Here is a 15606-nt window from a genome sequence, read left to right as displayed (position 1 = left end):
GACTATCATCAGATGAGCGACGCAGAGAACCCCACGGAGCCGATGGAACCGATCGCACAGGACGACGCCGACTTCGAACCGGTCTCCGTCTTCGGCGACGACGACGGCGCGATGGACCTGCGGCCGGGCGCGGACAACTGCTACAAGTGCTCCGTCTGTGATACCTCCTGTCCGGTCGCCGAGGTCGACGACGACTTCCCGGGGCCGAAGTTCCAAGGTCCCGAGCAGTGGCGCCTCAAGCGGAAGGACGACATCGACATCGACGACTCGATCATGTCCTGCTCGAACTGTATGCGGTGCGACGACGCCTGTCCGTCGGAGGTCCCGCTCTCGCAGATGCACAACACCGCCCGCGGGGCGTACGTCGACGAGCAGATGAGCAAACTCTCTCTCAAGTACATCCGCAACCGGATCCTCGCGAACTACCGGACATCGGCGTGGTTTGCGAGCAAACTCCCCCGCGTCGCGAACGCCGTGATGAACTTCGGACCGGCCCGGTGGGTGATGGAGAAGACGCTTGGCGTGACGGCCGAACGCGAGTTCCCCGCCTTCGCCACCGAGACCTTCCAGGAGTGGTGGCGCAAGCGCGGCGGCGCGGACGCCTCACGACAGAACGCTCGCGCGGCGCGAGAACGGCGCGGCGACCCCGTCGACGCTGACAAGAAAGTGGCGTACTTCCACGGCTGTTACTCCAACTTCAACACCCCGGAGGTCGGCAAGGCGCTCGTCCGCGTCTACGAGTCGTTCGGCTACGAGATCGTCGCCCCTGAACAGCGGTGTTCGGGCACGCCGATGTTCGCAAACGGGATGCTCGACGACGCCGAGCGCGCCGCGGAGGTCAACGTCTCCTCCTTTTCCGACCTGATCGCGGAGGGGTACGACGCGGTCGCCTCCTGTACCTCCTGTTCGATGGCGCTCAGACAGGAGTACCCGGAACTGTTCGACATCGACGGCATCGAGGACCTCGCGGAGAACACCTCCGAGTCGCTCGAGTACCTCCGGATCCACGAGGATCTGGAGGCCGAACTCGCCGACGCGAGCGTCGAGGAGGGCGACTTCGCCTACCACGCGCCGTGTCACGCCCGCAACCAGGGGCTCGACCGCCAGGCCATCGAACTGTTCCGCGACCTCGACGGCGTGACAGTCGAGGACGTCGGCGACTCCTGTTCGGGCATCTCGGGCACGTACGGCTGGAAAGACGAAAAGTACGACAACTCGATGGAGATCGCCGAGGAGATGTTCGAGCATATGTACGACGCCGAGGGGGACACCGGGATGACCGAGTGTCCGACCTGCGCGATGCAGATGGAACACGGCACGGGCTACGAGATCAAACACCCGCTCGAAGTGCTCGAAAGCGCGCTGTGCTGAGGTTCGCCGTTTGAAGGCGCGCGCTGCTGAATTTGTCCCTTACAGCGCCCGCTACGCGCCGTCGACCGGTTCGACGCCGATCGTGACCGTCACGCCCTCGACGTCCCACTCTTCGACGAGTGCCGACTCGCCGTCGGTCGCCAACTCGGGACCGTCGACGAACTCCCGAGTTCGGGTCTCCTCGGCGACCACGTCGCGGTGACGGTCGACGAAGTCGGCGACGCGGTCGTCGGCGACGTCGAGGTAGGTGTCGATCTCGGCGTCGACGTCCAGTTCCAGCCGCTTTCGCATCTCCTGGATCCGGCGGACGACGTCGCGGGCGTACCCCTCGGCTTCGATCTCCTCGGTGAGTTGGGTGTCGACGTACACCGTCCCGCCGTCGAAGTCGGCCGCCGAGATGTGCTCGGGCGGTTCGGCCTCGTAACTCACCATTTCGTCTTCCAGTTCGTAGGTCTCGCCGTCGACAGTGACGCCGGTCTCGACCTCATCACGCGTCAGTCCCTGGACTGCCTCCATCACCTTCTGGGCGTCGGCGCCGAACTCGGGGCCGATCACGCCCATCTCAGGGCTGGCGCGCTCGACGAGTTCGTCGAACTCGGCGACAACGTCGACCGAGCGGGCGTTGACGCGCTCGGAAAGGAGGTCCGAGAGCGATTCGACCGCTGCTCTGACGTCGTCGTTCTCACTGGCGACGATCACGCGCGAGACGGGCCAGCGGAGCTTCCGGCCGCCCTGCTGGCGCGCGTTCGCAGCCGCCTCTTCGACGTCTCTGAGCACGGCCATCTGCCGTTCGAGTTCCTCGTCGCGCAGCGTCTCGTCGGCGCTCGGGTACGACAGCGCGTGGACGGTCGTCTCGCTCCCGTCGAAGTGCTGGTACATCCGCTCTGCGAGGTAGGGCGTGATCGGTGCCAGCAGCCTGATCGTCTCGTCGAGCACCGTCGCGAGCGTGGCGTACGCGCCGCGTTTGGAGGCCGAATCCTCCTCCTCCCACATCCGCTCGCGGATCGCCTTCACGTAGAACCGGGAGACGTCCTCCGTGAGGAAGTCGAGCACGGCGTTGACGGCGGTGCTGACCTCGTAGTTCTCCCAGGCCTCTGCCGCCTCAGCCTCGACGGTCTGGAGCCGCGAGAGCACCCACTCGTCGACGACCGTGAGTTCACCCTCATCGAGGTCGGCGTCGGCGGGGTCGTAGTCGTCGAGATCCATATACGGCAGCGGGAACCGGAAGACGTTCCAGAAGATGTTGAGCGTCGACTGCATCTCTCCTAACCCCTCCCACTCGAAGGAGAGATCGACGCCCTGCTGGTCGTGGCTGAGCAGGTACGCCCGCAGCGGGTCGCGGCCGGCCCGCTCGATGGCCTCTTCCGGGGTGACGATGTTCCCGAGCGACTTCGACATCTTTCTTCCATCTTCGTCGTTGACGAAGCCGTGCATCATCACTTCCTCGTAGGGGGCTCTTCCGACTGCGGCCGTGCCCATTCCGAGTTGCGACCAGAACCAGCCGCGGGTCTGGTCGTGTGCCTCGACGATCCAGTCGGCGGGCCACAGTTCCTCGTAGGCCGCCGTCTCGCTCGGGTAGTCGATCGTCCCCCACGTCGCGACCGAGGAGTCGATCCAGACGTCGAAGACGTCCGGGACGCGCTCGTAGGTCGTCCCCTCTTCGGTGATCGTCAGCGGATCCACCGAGGGCCGGTGCAGGTCGATCTCGTCGGGATCGATGTCCTGGTCGACGCGCGCTGCGAGTTCCTCTCGCGTGCCGACGACGATCCACTCGCCGTCCTCAGACTGCCAGATCGGCAGCGGGATCCCCCAGTAGCGCTGGCGGGAGATGTTCCAGTCCGGCGCGTCGGCGACGAAGTCGTGGAAGCGGTTGTCGCGGGCCCACTGCGGATACCACTCGGTCTCCTGGATGTTGTCGAGCAGTTCGTCTTTGATGTCGGTGACCGTGATGAACCACTGGTCGGTCGCCAGGAAGATGATGTCCGTGTCGCACCGCCAGCAGTGGCCGTACCGGTGCTCGTGGGTCCCGGACGCGAGCAGGTGTCCGGACTCCTCTAAATCCTCGATGATCGGGTCGTTGGCGTCGCGGACGAAGGTGCCGGCGTAGTCTCCCCCTTCCTCGGTGAACTCGCCGCGGTCGTCGACGGGAACGAAGGTGTCGAGGCCGAGTTCCTGCCCGCGAGCGAAGTCCTCTTGCCCGTGTCCCGGTGCGGAGTGGACCAGTCCGGTGCGGTCGGCCTCGACGTAGTCGGCGGTGTACACCTCGCCCGCGCCCTCGAAGTCGGCGTGCTCGTTCAGGTGTGCGGCGAGCGGGTGGTCGTACGTCCAGCCGACCAGTTCCTCGCCGGTGAACTCCTCGATCACCTCGTAGTCCTCGTAGCGCCCCTTCTTCAGGACGTCCTCGACGCAGGGTTCGGCGATGTAGAGCGTCTCGGTCTCGCCGTCTTTCTCGGCGCGGACGGCCTGGTAGGTCATCGCCTCGTCGACGGCGACGAATGTGTTCGCTGGGATGGTCCACGGCGTCGTCGTCCAGATGACGAGGCTCCCTTCCCGGTCGGAGAGTGGGAACTTTACGTAGATCGAGGGGGAGGTGATCTCGTCGTACTCGACCTCGTTTGCGGCGATGGCGGTCTGACACCGCGGGCAGTAGTTGACCGAGCGCTTGCCCTGCTCGACGAGATCGCGCTCTGCGACCTGCTGGAAGGCCCACCACGCGGCCTCCATATACTCGGGTGTGATCGTCTCGTAGGGGTCGTCCCAGTCCATCCAGACGCCGATCGACTGGAAGTCCTCGTCCATCGCCTTCCGGTTCCGTTCGGCGAACTCCTTGCACTCCTCGATGAATGCCTCGATGCCGTACTCCTCGATGTCGCGTTTGGTCTCGAAGCCGAGTTCCTCCTCGACTTTCACCTCGATCGGGAGGCCGTGCATGTCGTATCCCGGCCGGTCCGTCACCCGGTGGCCGGTCATCCGCTTGTATCGGATGACGGCGTCCTTCAGTGTCTTGTTCCACGCCGTCCCGAGGTGCATCTGCCCGGAGGTGTACGGCGGCCCGTCGACGAAGAAGAAGGCGGGGTCGTCGGCGTGTGCCTCCTTCGTCGCCTCGTAGGCGTCGGCATCGTCCCAGTACGTCTCCACCGCGGCCTCGACGTCCGCGGGCGTGTACTGGTCGTCGACTTCGTCCATACGAGTGGAGAACCGGCGAACGTATATGAAATCCGTGGAACCGCCGCGAGCGACTACTGGTTCGGCGTGCCGCCGCTGCGGTGGCTCTCAGCCCGGAGGAGCGAGCGGGAACAGGGTCGGTGTGGGTTCCTGGGATTCGGGTTTTGGTGCTATCGTAGCGGTTGCAAGTCTTCGCTCACCCGATCGTACCACGTCGTGCGATCTGACGAACAATGAGTTGCAACCGCGACTATAGTCGAAGGTGTCATAGAAGGGTTAATATGGGTGAATTTCCGCACACAGACTCGCTCACTGCTGGGTGTGTTTCGGCGGTATTGGTCACTGAGCCGACATAACTGACTGCTCCTCTGTCGGCTGTGCAAGTTCCTCCCCAAGGGTGTTCGCAAGTAGCAGGACCGCCTCTTCGTGTTGTCCTTTAGGTGCGTGAACAGAATACGCATTTGTATGGAGCGCCTCGTACTCGTTCCATACCTCATCCGGGACCGCGCCTCCGTCAGCAAACGATTGTGTGATTTCGACCAGTAAGTGGTGAAGGTGTACGAGTTCTTGTTTGTGCATTGTCTTCCTCAGCGAAGTGAACTCCGCTTCATCATACGTGTTCGAGGCTACGGGAAGATCAATCGGGCACATTTTACTCCTCTAGTGTGTTTTTATTAAATGAGTGACCGGAATCCTCACCGAGGGCCGCAAAATGTGCAATCCGCAGGTTTCCTCCCACAGATTTCGACTACTCTCACAGTGAATCGATCACCGTGTGAGTAGTTCGATGGCACTCTCGTTATACTGTCGGATGTCCCTCTCTGGAAATTCTCGGCACCACGAGGTGTCGAAATATTCCACGAACGGACGTCCGACAGTATTAGTCCTCCAGTTCGACCGGGGCACCGCGGACGTTCTCCTTGACACTGTCGAGTCCCTGTTTGGCCTTCTGTTTCGAGGCGTACCCCTGCCCGCTGTCGGCGATGATCTGGCCGTTGTCGTGGACGAGTCGCCAGCGCCACTTGCCGCCTTTGTCCTCGAACAGCTCGAAGGCCGCGTCGCTGCCGCTCTCGGTGTCTTCGGACCCGTCGTCCTTCGACTGGTCGACGACGGCGGCGCCCGGGGCGTTGGTTCTGACGCTTTCGAGTCCCTGTTTGGCCTTTTGAGTCGAGGCGTACCCCTCGCCGCTGTCGGCGATGATGTTGCCGTTGTCGTGGACGAGTCGCCAGCGGCGCTGTCCAGCGGTGTCCTCGTAGAGCTCGAAGGTCGCTTTACTGCCGCCGGCGTCGATGTCGAGGTCGCCATCCTCCTCCACCCACTCCATTTCGACATCGAGGCTGAGTTTGTCGCCGGTGCGCTCGACTTCGACCGCCAGTTCGGGCTCCATCGGCGGGTCGACCGTAACTGTCTGTTCCTCGTCCGCCGGGAGGGGGTCGCCGCGTCCGAGGGCGCGTGCCAGCCGTCGCAGGTAGGTGGCGATCCCGTTCCGGCTTCGCGTCTCCTCCGATTCGTAGAGTGTCTCCTCTGACATACGGCGGATAATGGGGCGGTGCTCATTTAGTAATACTCCCGGAACAATCGGTGATTGGGCCTCATACTGTCGGACGTAACTATCTGGAGATTCTCGGCACCCCGAGGTGTCGAAATATTCCACGAACTTACGTCCGACAGTATCAGTATGCGGGTACGGCGCCGTCGCCGGGATCGACACAGGTGGCTGATACAGAATGGGTCGGTTGCGCTCTGTCAATCAGTTCGCGATCCGAGCCGTGACGAACTGTGCAGGTGTCACGTCCGACAGTATATGAGCGTCGACGCCGAAGACCCGGTATGTCTCTGAACGTCGACGTTCCGGCGCCGCCCGAACTCGAGGAGATGGATCCGAACGACTACGAGGACGCCGAGGTGGTGGGCGACACCGACTACAAGCGCGAAGAGATCGAACAGCTACTTCGGGACGGCGCCTGGGAGGAGGCGTTCACCGACTGGGCCGCGCGGACAGACCTCGACGAGGACGACTTCGCAATCGTCACCGACCTCGCATTGCTCCGTGAGTTCGACTTCTTCTGGGACTCCTTCGCCGAGCGGGTCGGCTATCACGCCCCGGGGATCCCTGAAGACTGGAAAGAGCGGAACTACCACCCCGACCTCGACTCGTGGGGGTCGGTGTCGGCGATCAACGCTGGTCTGACCGAACTGGGACAGACCGTCTGTGACGTCCTGAAAGACGAGTACATCACCTGGGAAACCGAGTACGAGGCGCCCGACGACCTGCCCGACTTCGACTGAGCCGGTACTGTCGCTCCGACGGTTCGACCCCGCCGATAGTGCTCACTGCGACGGGGGTGACTCGCCTGCCGCTGCGCCAGTCCGTACCGGACGGAGAGCAAACGTTCCGACTCCTGCACCAACCACCAGCACGGCGCCAACGTAGAAGGCGGTCGACCAGTCAAGGAGGGCGATCATCGCGCCGGTGACGGTGCCGCCGAACACGCCACCGGGGACTTTCGCGGTGTAGATCGCCGCGTAATTCTCCGAGGAGCGCGCCTCGCCGTAGTAGTGGCCGACGAGACTCGGAAAGATCGCGAACACCGGGCTTCGGAAGAACGCTGCTGCGCCAACCAACACGACGAACAGCGTCCCGTACCCACGAACCCCGCTCGCGACTGCCCCGGCGAGTGAGAGTCCACACAACACGAGCGAGGTGCCGGCGGTCCGCTCGCCGCCGAACCGATCCGACAGGCCACCGAGAACCAGGATCCCGCCGCCGTCGGCCAGCGCGATGACCGAGGCCACGGTCGTTGCTGTCGCCGGCGAGAGTCCGAGTCCGGTCGTGAACCCGACCGACTGGCCGATCAGCATCAGTCCCACGCCGTTGACGACGACCATCACGCCGTAGAACACCCAGAACTGCCACGTTCGTGCCGCGGTCCGCCACCCGACTGCCTCCGTCGACGGCGCGGGCGCGTCGTCAGTATCTCCCCGGGTATCGGAATCGGCATCCGAACTGGAATCGGGCCCCTGCTCCGTCGACGCGCTCGACGTGGATTCGCCGGTCTCACGGCGGGGATCGCGGAGCACGCCCGCCGCGAGCAGTCCGACGACACCGACGGCCACCGCCATCACGAGAAGCGTCCGGGTGAAGGCGGCGTCGATCGCCCCTCGCACCAGCGGAATCAGCACGAAACTCACGCCGCCGTAGGCCATCGAAACGATCCCGGTGGCCAGGCCGCGGTACTCGTCGAACCACTTGACCGGGGTGTTGATCGCGACAGTGTAGGCAATTCCGGCGCCGAGACCGCCGATAGCGTACGACGCAAAGGCCACCGGGAGTATCGGGGCGACGGCGAGGCCGACGTATCCCGCGAACATCAGGATCCCCGAGACGGCGAGGAGTTTCCGTGGGCCGTAGCGATCGCGGATGCTCCCCGCCGGCAGTTGCACGAGCGTCTGCGTCACCACGAAAAGCGTGAAGACGGTCCCGAGCGCCGCCTGTGAGGCAGGGATCCGCGTCCCCACCGCGGCACTGAGCGACGACCAGATGAACTGGTAGGTCCCGGCTGCGCCCATAACGGCCGCACCCAGCGCCACGAACACCCACCGGCGCGTCGATCGTTGGTTATTCACCGTAATCTCCTCTCCCGCTCCCGGTAATAGACTTTTTTGTCGGTGACTGATACTGTCGGACACAACTGTTTCAAGATATTTGCCGCACGGGGCGGCGAAATTCTTCATAGACTTGTGTCCGACAGTATGAAACGGCGACCACACCGGAGCGAAAAGGTAAATACACGGAGACGTCCCTTTGTCCGTGTGCGTCGTCTCCCAGTTCTCGTCGTCCTGTGTCTCCTCCTTGCCGGACTCGTCGCGGGGTTCGGGATCCAGTTCAACGGATCCGATAGCTACCCGGACGCCGAGGCGATCGAGGAGGAGTATCCGAGTCACGTGGGTGAGCGGATACACCTGTGGGGGGCGGTCGTGGGAGTCGACGACGGGACCGTCGTGGTCGGAACCGAAGGGCTACGGCTCAGAGTGACTTCCCCTCGGCCGGACGCAGTCGCGGTCGGCGACCAGATCCAGCTGTACGGCACGCTGGCCCCCGACCGGCGGTTCGAGACGACCGCGTACCACGTGCAGTCGACAGGTGACCGGCAGTATATGTACGGTATCTCGGTAGTCGGCAGTCTCCTGGCTGCGGGGGCCTTTCTCCGACGCTGGCGGATCGATACCGACGGGTGGCGGTTCGTTCCGCGGGAGGACCCCTGATGCCCGACGTGCTCACACACGTGCTGATCGCGTACGCCGTCGGTGCGGTTGCCGTGCGACTCACCGCCCTTCCGGACCGACATCTCCCGGTCGTGATGGTCGGGGCCGTGATGCCTGACGTGATGAAGGCGACCGTGCTGCTGGACGTTTCGGTCGGCAGCGTCTCGGGCGTCCCCTACTCCTTCTGGGCGGTCCATACGCTCGGGGGAGTCGTCGTCCTCGGGGGACTCGGCGCGCTGACGGTACGCGGTTCCGATCGGCGCGTCGCGTTCCTGTCGCTCCTGGCCGGCGGCGTCAGTCACCTGTTCTTGGATCTGTTCGTGATTCGGGTCGACGGGCTCGCGCCGCCGTATCTCTTCCCCTTCGTGGGGTGGCTCCCACCGGCCGGGAACCTCTATGCCAGCACGGATGTCTGGCCCGCCGGCGTGGCAATCGCCGTGGCTCTCCTCGTCTGGATCGGTCGACGGCGAACCCCGGTCAGATGAGAATACTGGCGCATCACTACGAAATCCGCTGAGAACGATCGTTCGACAGGTGCGTGTGTCCGATGGACCGGTCGCCGGTCGCCGATACGTTTTCACAGATCCGATAATCGCTTTGCGGCAGTGAAGGATCGCTTTCCAGATTAGTCAATATTATATGCCGAAGCGACAATCAGTAAACGATGAACAGGTCCAACCAAGATTGGTGGCCGAACCAGCTGAACTTGAAGATCCTCGACCAGAACACACAGGACGTGAGTCCGCTGGGCGAGGAGTTCGACTACGCTGAGGAGTTCGAGAAACTCGACTACGAGGCGCTGAAAGAAGATCTCGAGGAGGCAATGACCACCTCCCAGGACTGGTGGCCGGCCGACTACGGCACCTACGGTCCGCTCTTCATTCGGATGGCGTGGCACAGCGCCGGCACGTACCGCACCACTGACGGGCGCGGGGGGGCAGCGGGCGGCCGACAGCGGCTTCCGCCGATCGACAGTTGGCCGGACAACGTGAACCTCGACAAGGCTCGACGGCTGCTCTGGCCGGTCAAGCAGAAGTACGGCCAAAAAATCTCGTGGGCCGACCTGATTGTCCTCGCCGGCAACGTCGCCCTGGAGTCGATGGGCTTCGAGACGTTCGGCTTCGCCGGCGGCCGCGAGGACGACTTCACGCCCGACGAGGCCGTCGACTGGGGCCCCGAAAGCGAGTGGGAGACCACCTCGCCCGACCGCTTCGACGAGGATGGGAGCCTCGCGGGAAAGCTTGGCAACACCGTGATGGGCCTCATCTACGTGAACCCGGAGGGGCCCAACGGCGAACCGGACGTCGAAGGCTCCGCGAAGAACATCCGGGAGTCCTTCAGCCGGATGGCGATGAACGACAAGGAGACCGTCGCGCTCATCGCCGGCGGCCACACCTTCGGGAAGGTCCACGGCGCCGACGATCCCGAGGAACACGTCGGTCCCGAGCCCGCGGCGGCCCCTATCGAACAGGAGGGACTCGGCTGGGAGAACGACTTCGGTGAGGGGAAGGGCCCCGACACGATCACGAGCGGGATCGAAGGTCCCTGGAACACCACGCCGACCCAGTGGGACATGAGCTACATCAACAACCTGCTCGACCACGAGTGGGAGCCGGAGAAGGGTCCCGGCGGGGCGTGGCAGTGGACCACGGAAGACGGCGAACTCGACAACGCCGCCCCCGGCGTCCAGGACCCCGCCGAGAAGGAAGACGTGATGATGCTGACGACGGACGTCGCGCTGAAGAAGGATCCGGACTACCGGGAGGTCCTCGAAGAGTTCCGCGAGGACCCGATGGAATTCCAGGATGCCTTCGCGAAAGCGTGGTACAAGCTCATTCACCGCGATATGGGTCCGCCGGAACGGTTCCTCGGGCCGGAGGTTCCCGAGCAGACGATGCTCTGGCAGGATCCCCTGCCGGACGCCGACTACGACCTGATCGACGAGGCGGACGCCGCCGAGCTCAAATCCGACCTGCTCGACTCGGAGCTGTCCATCTCACAACTCGTCAAGACCGCGTGGGCGGCGGCATCGACGTACCGCGACAGCGACAAGCGCGGCGGCGCAAACGGCGCTCGCATCCGCCTCGAACCCCAGCGAAGCTGGGAAGCCAACGAGCCAGAGCAGCTTGAATCGGTGCTTGCGACGTACGAGGCGATCCAGGCGGACTTCAACGACGCCCAGTCGGACGATACGAGAGTCTCCCTCGCCGATCTGATCGTGCTGGGCGGGTACGCGGCCGTCGAACAGGCCGCAGCGAATGCTGGCTACGACGTCTCCGTCCCGTTCGAGCCGGGACGCACCGACGCCACGCAGGAGCAGACAGACGTCGAATCGTTCGAGGTACTCGAACCGGATGCGGACGGCTTCCGGAACTACCTCAGCGACGACGCCGAACAGAGCGCCGAGGACCTGCTCGTCGACAAGGCCGATCTGCTGGACCTCACGCCCGCGGAGATGACGGTGCTGGTCGGCGGGATGCGGACGCTGGGTGCGACCTACGAGGGCTCGGCCCTCGGCGTCTTCACCGACGATACCGACGCGTTGACTAACGACTTCTTCGAGACCCTGCTCGACAACGATCTGGAGTGGGATGTCGTAGACGAGTCCGAAAACCGCTACGAACTCCGCGACCGCGACACGGGCGAAGTTCACTGGGAAGCGACCCGCGCTGATCTGGTCTTCGGATCGAACTCCCGGCTCCGCGCCATCGCGGAGGTCTACGGGTCTGCCGACGGCGAAGAGGAGTTCGTTGAGGACTTCGTCGACGCCTGGCACAAAGTGATGACCCACGACCGCTTCGACCTCGAATAGACGGGAGAACGGCTTACGGCGGAATTTCGCGGTTCGATTTTTCGCGGCGCACTACGTCGTCCGAGCCTGCAACGATCAATCGATCCCGGGTGTTTCGGGCGAAACTGCCGGGAAGAACCCGTTCTTGAGGGTTTGACGACGCTTCGAGTCTCGAAATCAGAGCCACCGCTCTCTGCGGGTGATGCCGTACGAAAAGAAGGCTCCTGTCAGGGGGACGAGGGGGTGGACACTGTTTGGGAGCAATGCCGTTCGGAGACCGTCGGACCCAATCCCGACCAGCGCCGAGTCAAAGTATTTCCCCTCAGGCCGGAAATAGACGCGCTATGCCTGGGGATGAGGAACAAAAGCGATCCGGTGGGTCGAGTCGACGGCGCGTCCTTGGCGCCTTCGCCGCGGGCGTGTTGACCGGAGGGGGCGCCGCGACGGCGTGGCTCCAGACACGCCCGGTCGAGCAACCGGCCGACCCGGAACCGACACCCGAACCGACTCCAGAGCCCACCGTCACCGACACGCCGGAGCCGACCGCCCCAGCCATCGTGCAGCGGTACGCGCCGGACCTGTACTTCGGCCGGCTCGAAGAGTGGTACCCGACCGACCCCACGGAGTTACTCGGCGCCGGCGATCGCGTCCTGGATGGCTTCGACGCCCTCGATAGCTACGCCGCGGCCTTCACCGACCCCGGGTCGCCGCCGTGGCCCACGGTCTATTACAACGTGGTCGAGGACGCCGGCAGTCCTGGGATTGACGCCATCCAGTACTGGATGTACTCGGCGTTCGACCAGTTCACGGTGAACTTCCACTGGCACGACTGGGAACTACTCCAGGTGTTCGTCGACCGCGAGACGGGGACACCCCTGCTGCTGTCGGCCAGCGCCCACTCCCGGAAGGTACCCAACAACGAATATGCCGACCCGCCCACCCCGGAGGAACGTCGGCCCGGGGTGCTGTCGGAGGTTGGTTCCCACTCCAGCACCTGCGAGATCAACGCCGTCGTCCCGACGTTCGAACGGATTCCGTCCGATGACTGGGACTCCGACATCACGAACGATGCCGTCGATATCTCTACGCGGGTCCGCGCCCCATTCGCCTACGGCCTGCCACGCGGCGAGGGGGCGCGGCTGCCGTTCGTGATGCCGGAACTGGACGGCCAGCCGCTGGACGAGCACCCGGACCTGTCGGTCAACCGCGAGGACTTCATCGACGAGCGGGTCACTGTCGGCTCGTGGAACGGTCTCCCGCGGCCGCCCACGGAGATCCCGGTTCGGGAGTCGGGGCTCGTGCTGACCAGCCCCGAGAGCCGGACCGACGGCGACGTCACCTACGCGCTGGAACCGATGGCGCGGGTCCGCGAGGCCATCGACGATTTCGGCGGTCCCCAGCTGAGCTTCGAGTTTGCCGTGCCGGGTTTTGTCGAGGACCGACTCGCCAGCCACATCACGTCAGTCGGCATCCCGTGGGAGCAGCCCCGGTTTACGGACCCGCTGGCGGACGTGACCGACCCGGAACACCGCCGCGGTATCGATGGCGACGTGCCCAGTGGACTCGCCGACCGTGTCGTCGGCAGAGTTCGACAGCTCCGGGCAGGCGCGGAAGGGACCGTAGAGCGGGTGAGCGACGACGCCCGGTCGGCCCTGGCAGACCAGATTCCAGTCTCGCTGTTCGGGGTCCCGGTCGAGGCCGCCGTCAGGCTGGCCAGTCCGGACCCGGTCGCGACGGTCACCCGCGGCGGCGTCTTCGGTCTGTTGCACGTCGAGCGGGGCGACCACCTGCTGGTGGTCAACGGCCCCGGCTACGCGCCGGTCGCCGAGCGGTTCGACCACGATGGCGGACTGGTCCGTGCCGGCGCCGGCGGGGAACTCACCGTCGTCGCCAGCGAGGACGCCGCGACGATTCGGGGCGACGGCCGCGCTGCGGACGGTGTCGAGCGCGTGCGAGTCGTCGAGGACTACGCCGGCACGGTGTACGACGGCCGCCCTGTCGAACCGGATCGATACAAGATTCCGGTCCACCGCGCGGGGACCTACACGGTTGCGGTCGTCGACGGGGACGGGCGACGTGGCGCCTACCGCGTCACTCCTTCCGATTTCGGTGATGCCGACGACTACGTCAGGGAGACCGTGGCAACGGGCAAGGCATCGCTGGCCCGTTCGCTGTCGGCCTTCCTGGGGGACCTGCGTGACCTCGCGGGTGACCTGGCGGAGAGAGATGGCGCGCGGGGGCAGGTGCTCGAACTGCTATCGAGCGCCCAGAGAGCCGTCGAGGACGCGGTCGCCGCCGCCGAGGAGGGCGCGGCCGAGCGGTCGAACAGCCGACTCCGTGCTGCTGTCGAGGACCTCCAGCGCGCTCGGGAACGCCTCCAGAGTGACGGCCAGGACGGCTACACCGACAGTTCGGTGGCCGCGCTCGTCCCCCGCATCAGCCGCGCCATCGACGACGCCCAGGTGGCGATCGAGACGCCGCTGGGTTGAGACCGAAGAATACGAGAATATCTTCGGACCGCGTATGGGTTGGGGCGGATTCTGAACCACGGTCGTTCCGCTCGCGGTGCCCGCTTCACTCCCTGCTTCAAATCCACCCGGAACCACTTCCGATTCCACGGACCCCTCGCTGGCGCTCGTCGTTGCGAGGAATCAGAAAGTGGGTTGGGGCGGATTTGAACCGCCGGCCTCCTCCATGTCAAGGAGGTGTCATAACCAACCTAGACCACCAACCCGGCCTGTTTGCTTGCGTCGTCTGAACGCATTACCTGCTTCCGCGGGGACGTAATTGAAGGTTTCGCTTCGGTGCGACCGACGCTGTCGTTCGATTTCTCCCCTCTCGCGGTCATCTCACTGTCCTGCCCTGCTCGGTACGACGCCCGGGTCCGTCAGGAAACACCGGTTCGTATCCGACGATTCGCCGCTCCGACAACCTTATACAGATGAACGGATTTGTTCAATACAACCCGAAATAGTACATCGGTGACCACGATGACACTCCAGGACTACATCGAACGCGCGACCGACGGCGGCGACCTGACGCAGACTGAATCTCGCGAGGCGGCACGCCTCGTCTTCGAGGAGGCGACAGAGGCGCAGATCGGCGCGCTGCTCGCGGCCCTCCGGGCCAAGGGCGAAACCGAGACCGAAATCGCCGGCTTCGCTCAGGGGATGCGGGACGCAGCGCGGCGGATCGAACCGGACCGCGATCCGCTCGTCGACACCTGCGGGACCGGCGGCGACGACTACGACACCATCAACGTCTCGACGACGAGCGCCATCATCGCCGCGGGCGCGGGCGCCGCGGTCGCGAAACACGGCAACTACTCCGTCTCTTCTTCCTCCGGCAGCGCCGACGTCCTCGAAGTCGCCGGCGCCGACGTCGAGGCCGAACCACCGGCCGTCGAGGCAGCCATCGAGCGCGACGGGATCGGATTCATGCTCGCGCCCGTGTTCCACCCCGCGATGAAGGCGGTCATCGGCCCGCGGAAGGAACTCGGGATGCGGACGATCTTCAACGTCCTCGGGCCGCTGACGAACCCGGCCGGCGCGGACGCGCAGGTCGTCGGCGTCTACGACCCAGATCTCGTGCCCGTCCTCGCCGACGCCCTCGCACAGATGTCGGTCGACCGCGCGCTCGTCGTCCACGGGTCCGGGATGGACGAGATCGCGCTCCACGACGAGACGCGCGTCGCGGAGGTCGACGGCGACGACACCGAGGAGTACACGCTCACGCCCGAGGAGATCGGTCTCAGTTCGGCCCCGATCGACGCCGTCGCCGGGGGGTCACCCGAAGAGAACGCAGCGGATCTCCGCGGGATCGTGACCGGCGAGACCGACGGTCCGAAGCGGGACATCATCCTCGCGAACGCGGGGGCGGCACTGTACGTCGCCGGGATCGCAGACAGCATCGAAGATGGCGCCGAAGCGGCCGCAAACGCCATCGACGAGGGCGACGCGGCAGCGACGTTCTCGGCGCTCTGTGGCCCGGCCGACGCCGCGGTGGAGCGCTGA

11 protein-coding genes and 1 tRNA gene are annotated in these 15606 nt (G+C 64.9%); 7 read left to right on the top strand and 5 right to left on the bottom strand.

The window, feature by feature from the left end:
- The first annotated feature begins 12 nt into the window (after positions 1-12).
- Positions 13-1371 carry an anaerobic glycerol-3-phosphate dehydrogenase subunit C gene (locus tag RJT37_RS15435; RefSeq protein WP_313685850.1) on the top strand — a complete coding sequence of 453 codons (1359 nt, stop codon included), beginning with the start codon at positions 13-15 and terminating at the stop codon, positions 1369-1371.
- Positions 1372-1422: 51 nt separating this feature from the next.
- Here the strand turns inward: RJT37_RS15435 and ileS are convergent, their stop codons facing one another.
- From ileS to RJT37_RS15420, 3 genes are all read right to left on the bottom strand, one after another.
- A complete protein-coding gene (ileS, locus tag RJT37_RS15430; RefSeq protein ID WP_313685848.1) occupies positions 1423-4557 on the bottom strand; it encodes an isoleucine--tRNA ligase in 3135 nt (1044 codons plus the stop codon).
- 318 nt (positions 4558-4875) lie between these two features.
- Positions 4876-5187: a UPF0058 family protein gene (locus tag RJT37_RS15425; protein ID WP_313685847.1), complete on the bottom strand. Its 312-nt coding sequence runs from the start codon at positions 5185-5187 to the stop codon at positions 4876-4878.
- Between the two features lie 229 nt (positions 5188-5416).
- Positions 5417-6067 carry an HVO_2922 family protein gene (locus RJT37_RS15420; RefSeq protein ID WP_313685845.1) on the bottom strand — a complete coding sequence of 217 codons (651 nt, stop codon included), beginning with the start codon at positions 6065-6067 and terminating at the stop codon, positions 5417-5419.
- 299 nt (positions 6068-6366) lie between these two features.
- Here RJT37_RS15420 and RJT37_RS15415 point away from each other — a divergent pair, with 299 nt between their 5' ends.
- Positions 6367-6825, top strand: coding sequence for a DUF7992 family protein (locus RJT37_RS15415; protein ID WP_313685843.1), 459 nt, complete (start codon positions 6367-6369; stop codon positions 6823-6825).
- 42 nt (positions 6826-6867) lie between these two features.
- Here the strand turns inward: RJT37_RS15415 and RJT37_RS15410 are convergent, their stop codons facing one another.
- Entirely contained in the window at positions 6868-8163 is a 1296-nt protein-coding gene (locus RJT37_RS15410; RefSeq protein ID WP_313685841.1) for an MFS transporter, read from the bottom strand.
- A gap of 186 nt (positions 8164-8349) precedes the next feature.
- Between RJT37_RS15410 and RJT37_RS15405 the strand changes: the two genes are divergently transcribed.
- The 4 genes from RJT37_RS15405 to RJT37_RS15390 all read left to right on the top strand — a co-directional run bounded on the left by RJT37_RS15405 (position 8350) and on the right by RJT37_RS15390 (position 14082).
- Positions 8350-8802, top strand: a complete 453-nt coding sequence (locus RJT37_RS15405) for an OB-like fold-containing membrane protein (RefSeq protein WP_313685840.1) — start codon at positions 8350-8352, stop codon at positions 8800-8802.
- Positions 8802-9287 (top strand): metal-dependent hydrolase, encoded by a 486-nt coding sequence (locus RJT37_RS15400; RefSeq protein WP_313685839.1) that lies wholly within the window; start codon positions 8802-8804, stop codon positions 9285-9287. The genes RJT37_RS15405 and RJT37_RS15400 overlap by 1 nt, the downstream gene beginning before the upstream one ends.
- A gap of 179 nt (positions 9288-9466) precedes the next feature.
- Positions 9467-11614 (top strand): catalase/peroxidase HPI, encoded by a 2148-nt coding sequence (gene katG / locus RJT37_RS15395; protein ID WP_313685838.1) that lies wholly within the window; start codon positions 9467-9469, stop codon positions 11612-11614.
- 323 nt (positions 11615-11937) lie between these two features.
- Positions 11938-14082 (top strand): hypothetical protein, encoded by a 2145-nt coding sequence (locus tag RJT37_RS15390; RefSeq protein ID WP_313685837.1) that lies wholly within the window; start codon positions 11938-11940, stop codon positions 14080-14082.
- 170 nt (positions 14083-14252) lie between these two features.
- Here the strand turns inward: RJT37_RS15390 and RJT37_RS15385 are convergent.
- A tRNA-Val gene (locus tag RJT37_RS15385) sits at positions 14253-14327 on the bottom strand.
- Between the two features lie 256 nt (positions 14328-14583).
- On the opposite strand from RJT37_RS15385, the gene trpD reads away from it, so the two are divergent.
- Entirely contained in the window at positions 14584-15606 is a 1023-nt protein-coding gene (trpD, locus tag RJT37_RS15380; protein ID WP_313685835.1) for an anthranilate phosphoribosyltransferase, read from the top strand.

Source organism: Halobellus marinus (genome assembly GCF_032113415.1).
GTDB lineage: Archaea > Halobacteriota > Halobacteria > Halobacteriales > Haloferacaceae > Haloquadratum > Haloquadratum marinus.
Note: the sequence above shows the minus strand (reverse complement) of the source record. Positions and strands in the feature narration are given on the sequence as shown.

What these genes read in the sequence shown, in the direction of transcription:
- RJT37_RS15435 (WP_313685850.1), top strand. Translation starts at nt 13, where the DNA reads ATGAGCGACGCAGAGAACCCCACGGAGCCGATGGAACCGATCGCACAG.
- ileS (WP_313685848.1), bottom strand. Translation starts at nt 4,557, where the DNA reads ATGGACGAAGTCGACGACCAGTACACGCCCGCGGACGTCGAGGCCGCG.
- RJT37_RS15425 (WP_313685847.1), bottom strand. Translation starts at nt 5,187, where the DNA reads ATGTGCCCGATTGATCTTCCCGTAGCCTCGAACACGTATGATGAAGCG.
- RJT37_RS15420 (WP_313685845.1), bottom strand. Translation starts at nt 6,067, where the DNA reads ATGTCAGAGGAGACACTCTACGAATCGGAGGAGACGCGAAGCCGGAAC.
- RJT37_RS15415 (WP_313685843.1), top strand. Translation starts at nt 6,367, where the DNA reads ATGTCTCTGAACGTCGACGTTCCGGCGCCGCCCGAACTCGAGGAGATG.
- RJT37_RS15400 (WP_313685839.1), top strand. Translation starts at nt 8,802, where the DNA reads ATGCCCGACGTGCTCACACACGTGCTGATCGCGTACGCCGTCGGTGCG.
- katG (WP_313685838.1), top strand. Translation starts at nt 9,467, where the DNA reads ATGAACAGGTCCAACCAAGATTGGTGGCCGAACCAGCTGAACTTGAAG.
- RJT37_RS15390 (WP_313685837.1), top strand. Translation starts at nt 11,938, where the DNA reads ATGCCTGGGGATGAGGAACAAAAGCGATCCGGTGGGTCGAGTCGACGG.
- trpD (WP_313685835.1), top strand. Translation starts at nt 14,584, where the DNA reads ATGACACTCCAGGACTACATCGAACGCGCGACCGACGGCGGCGACCTG.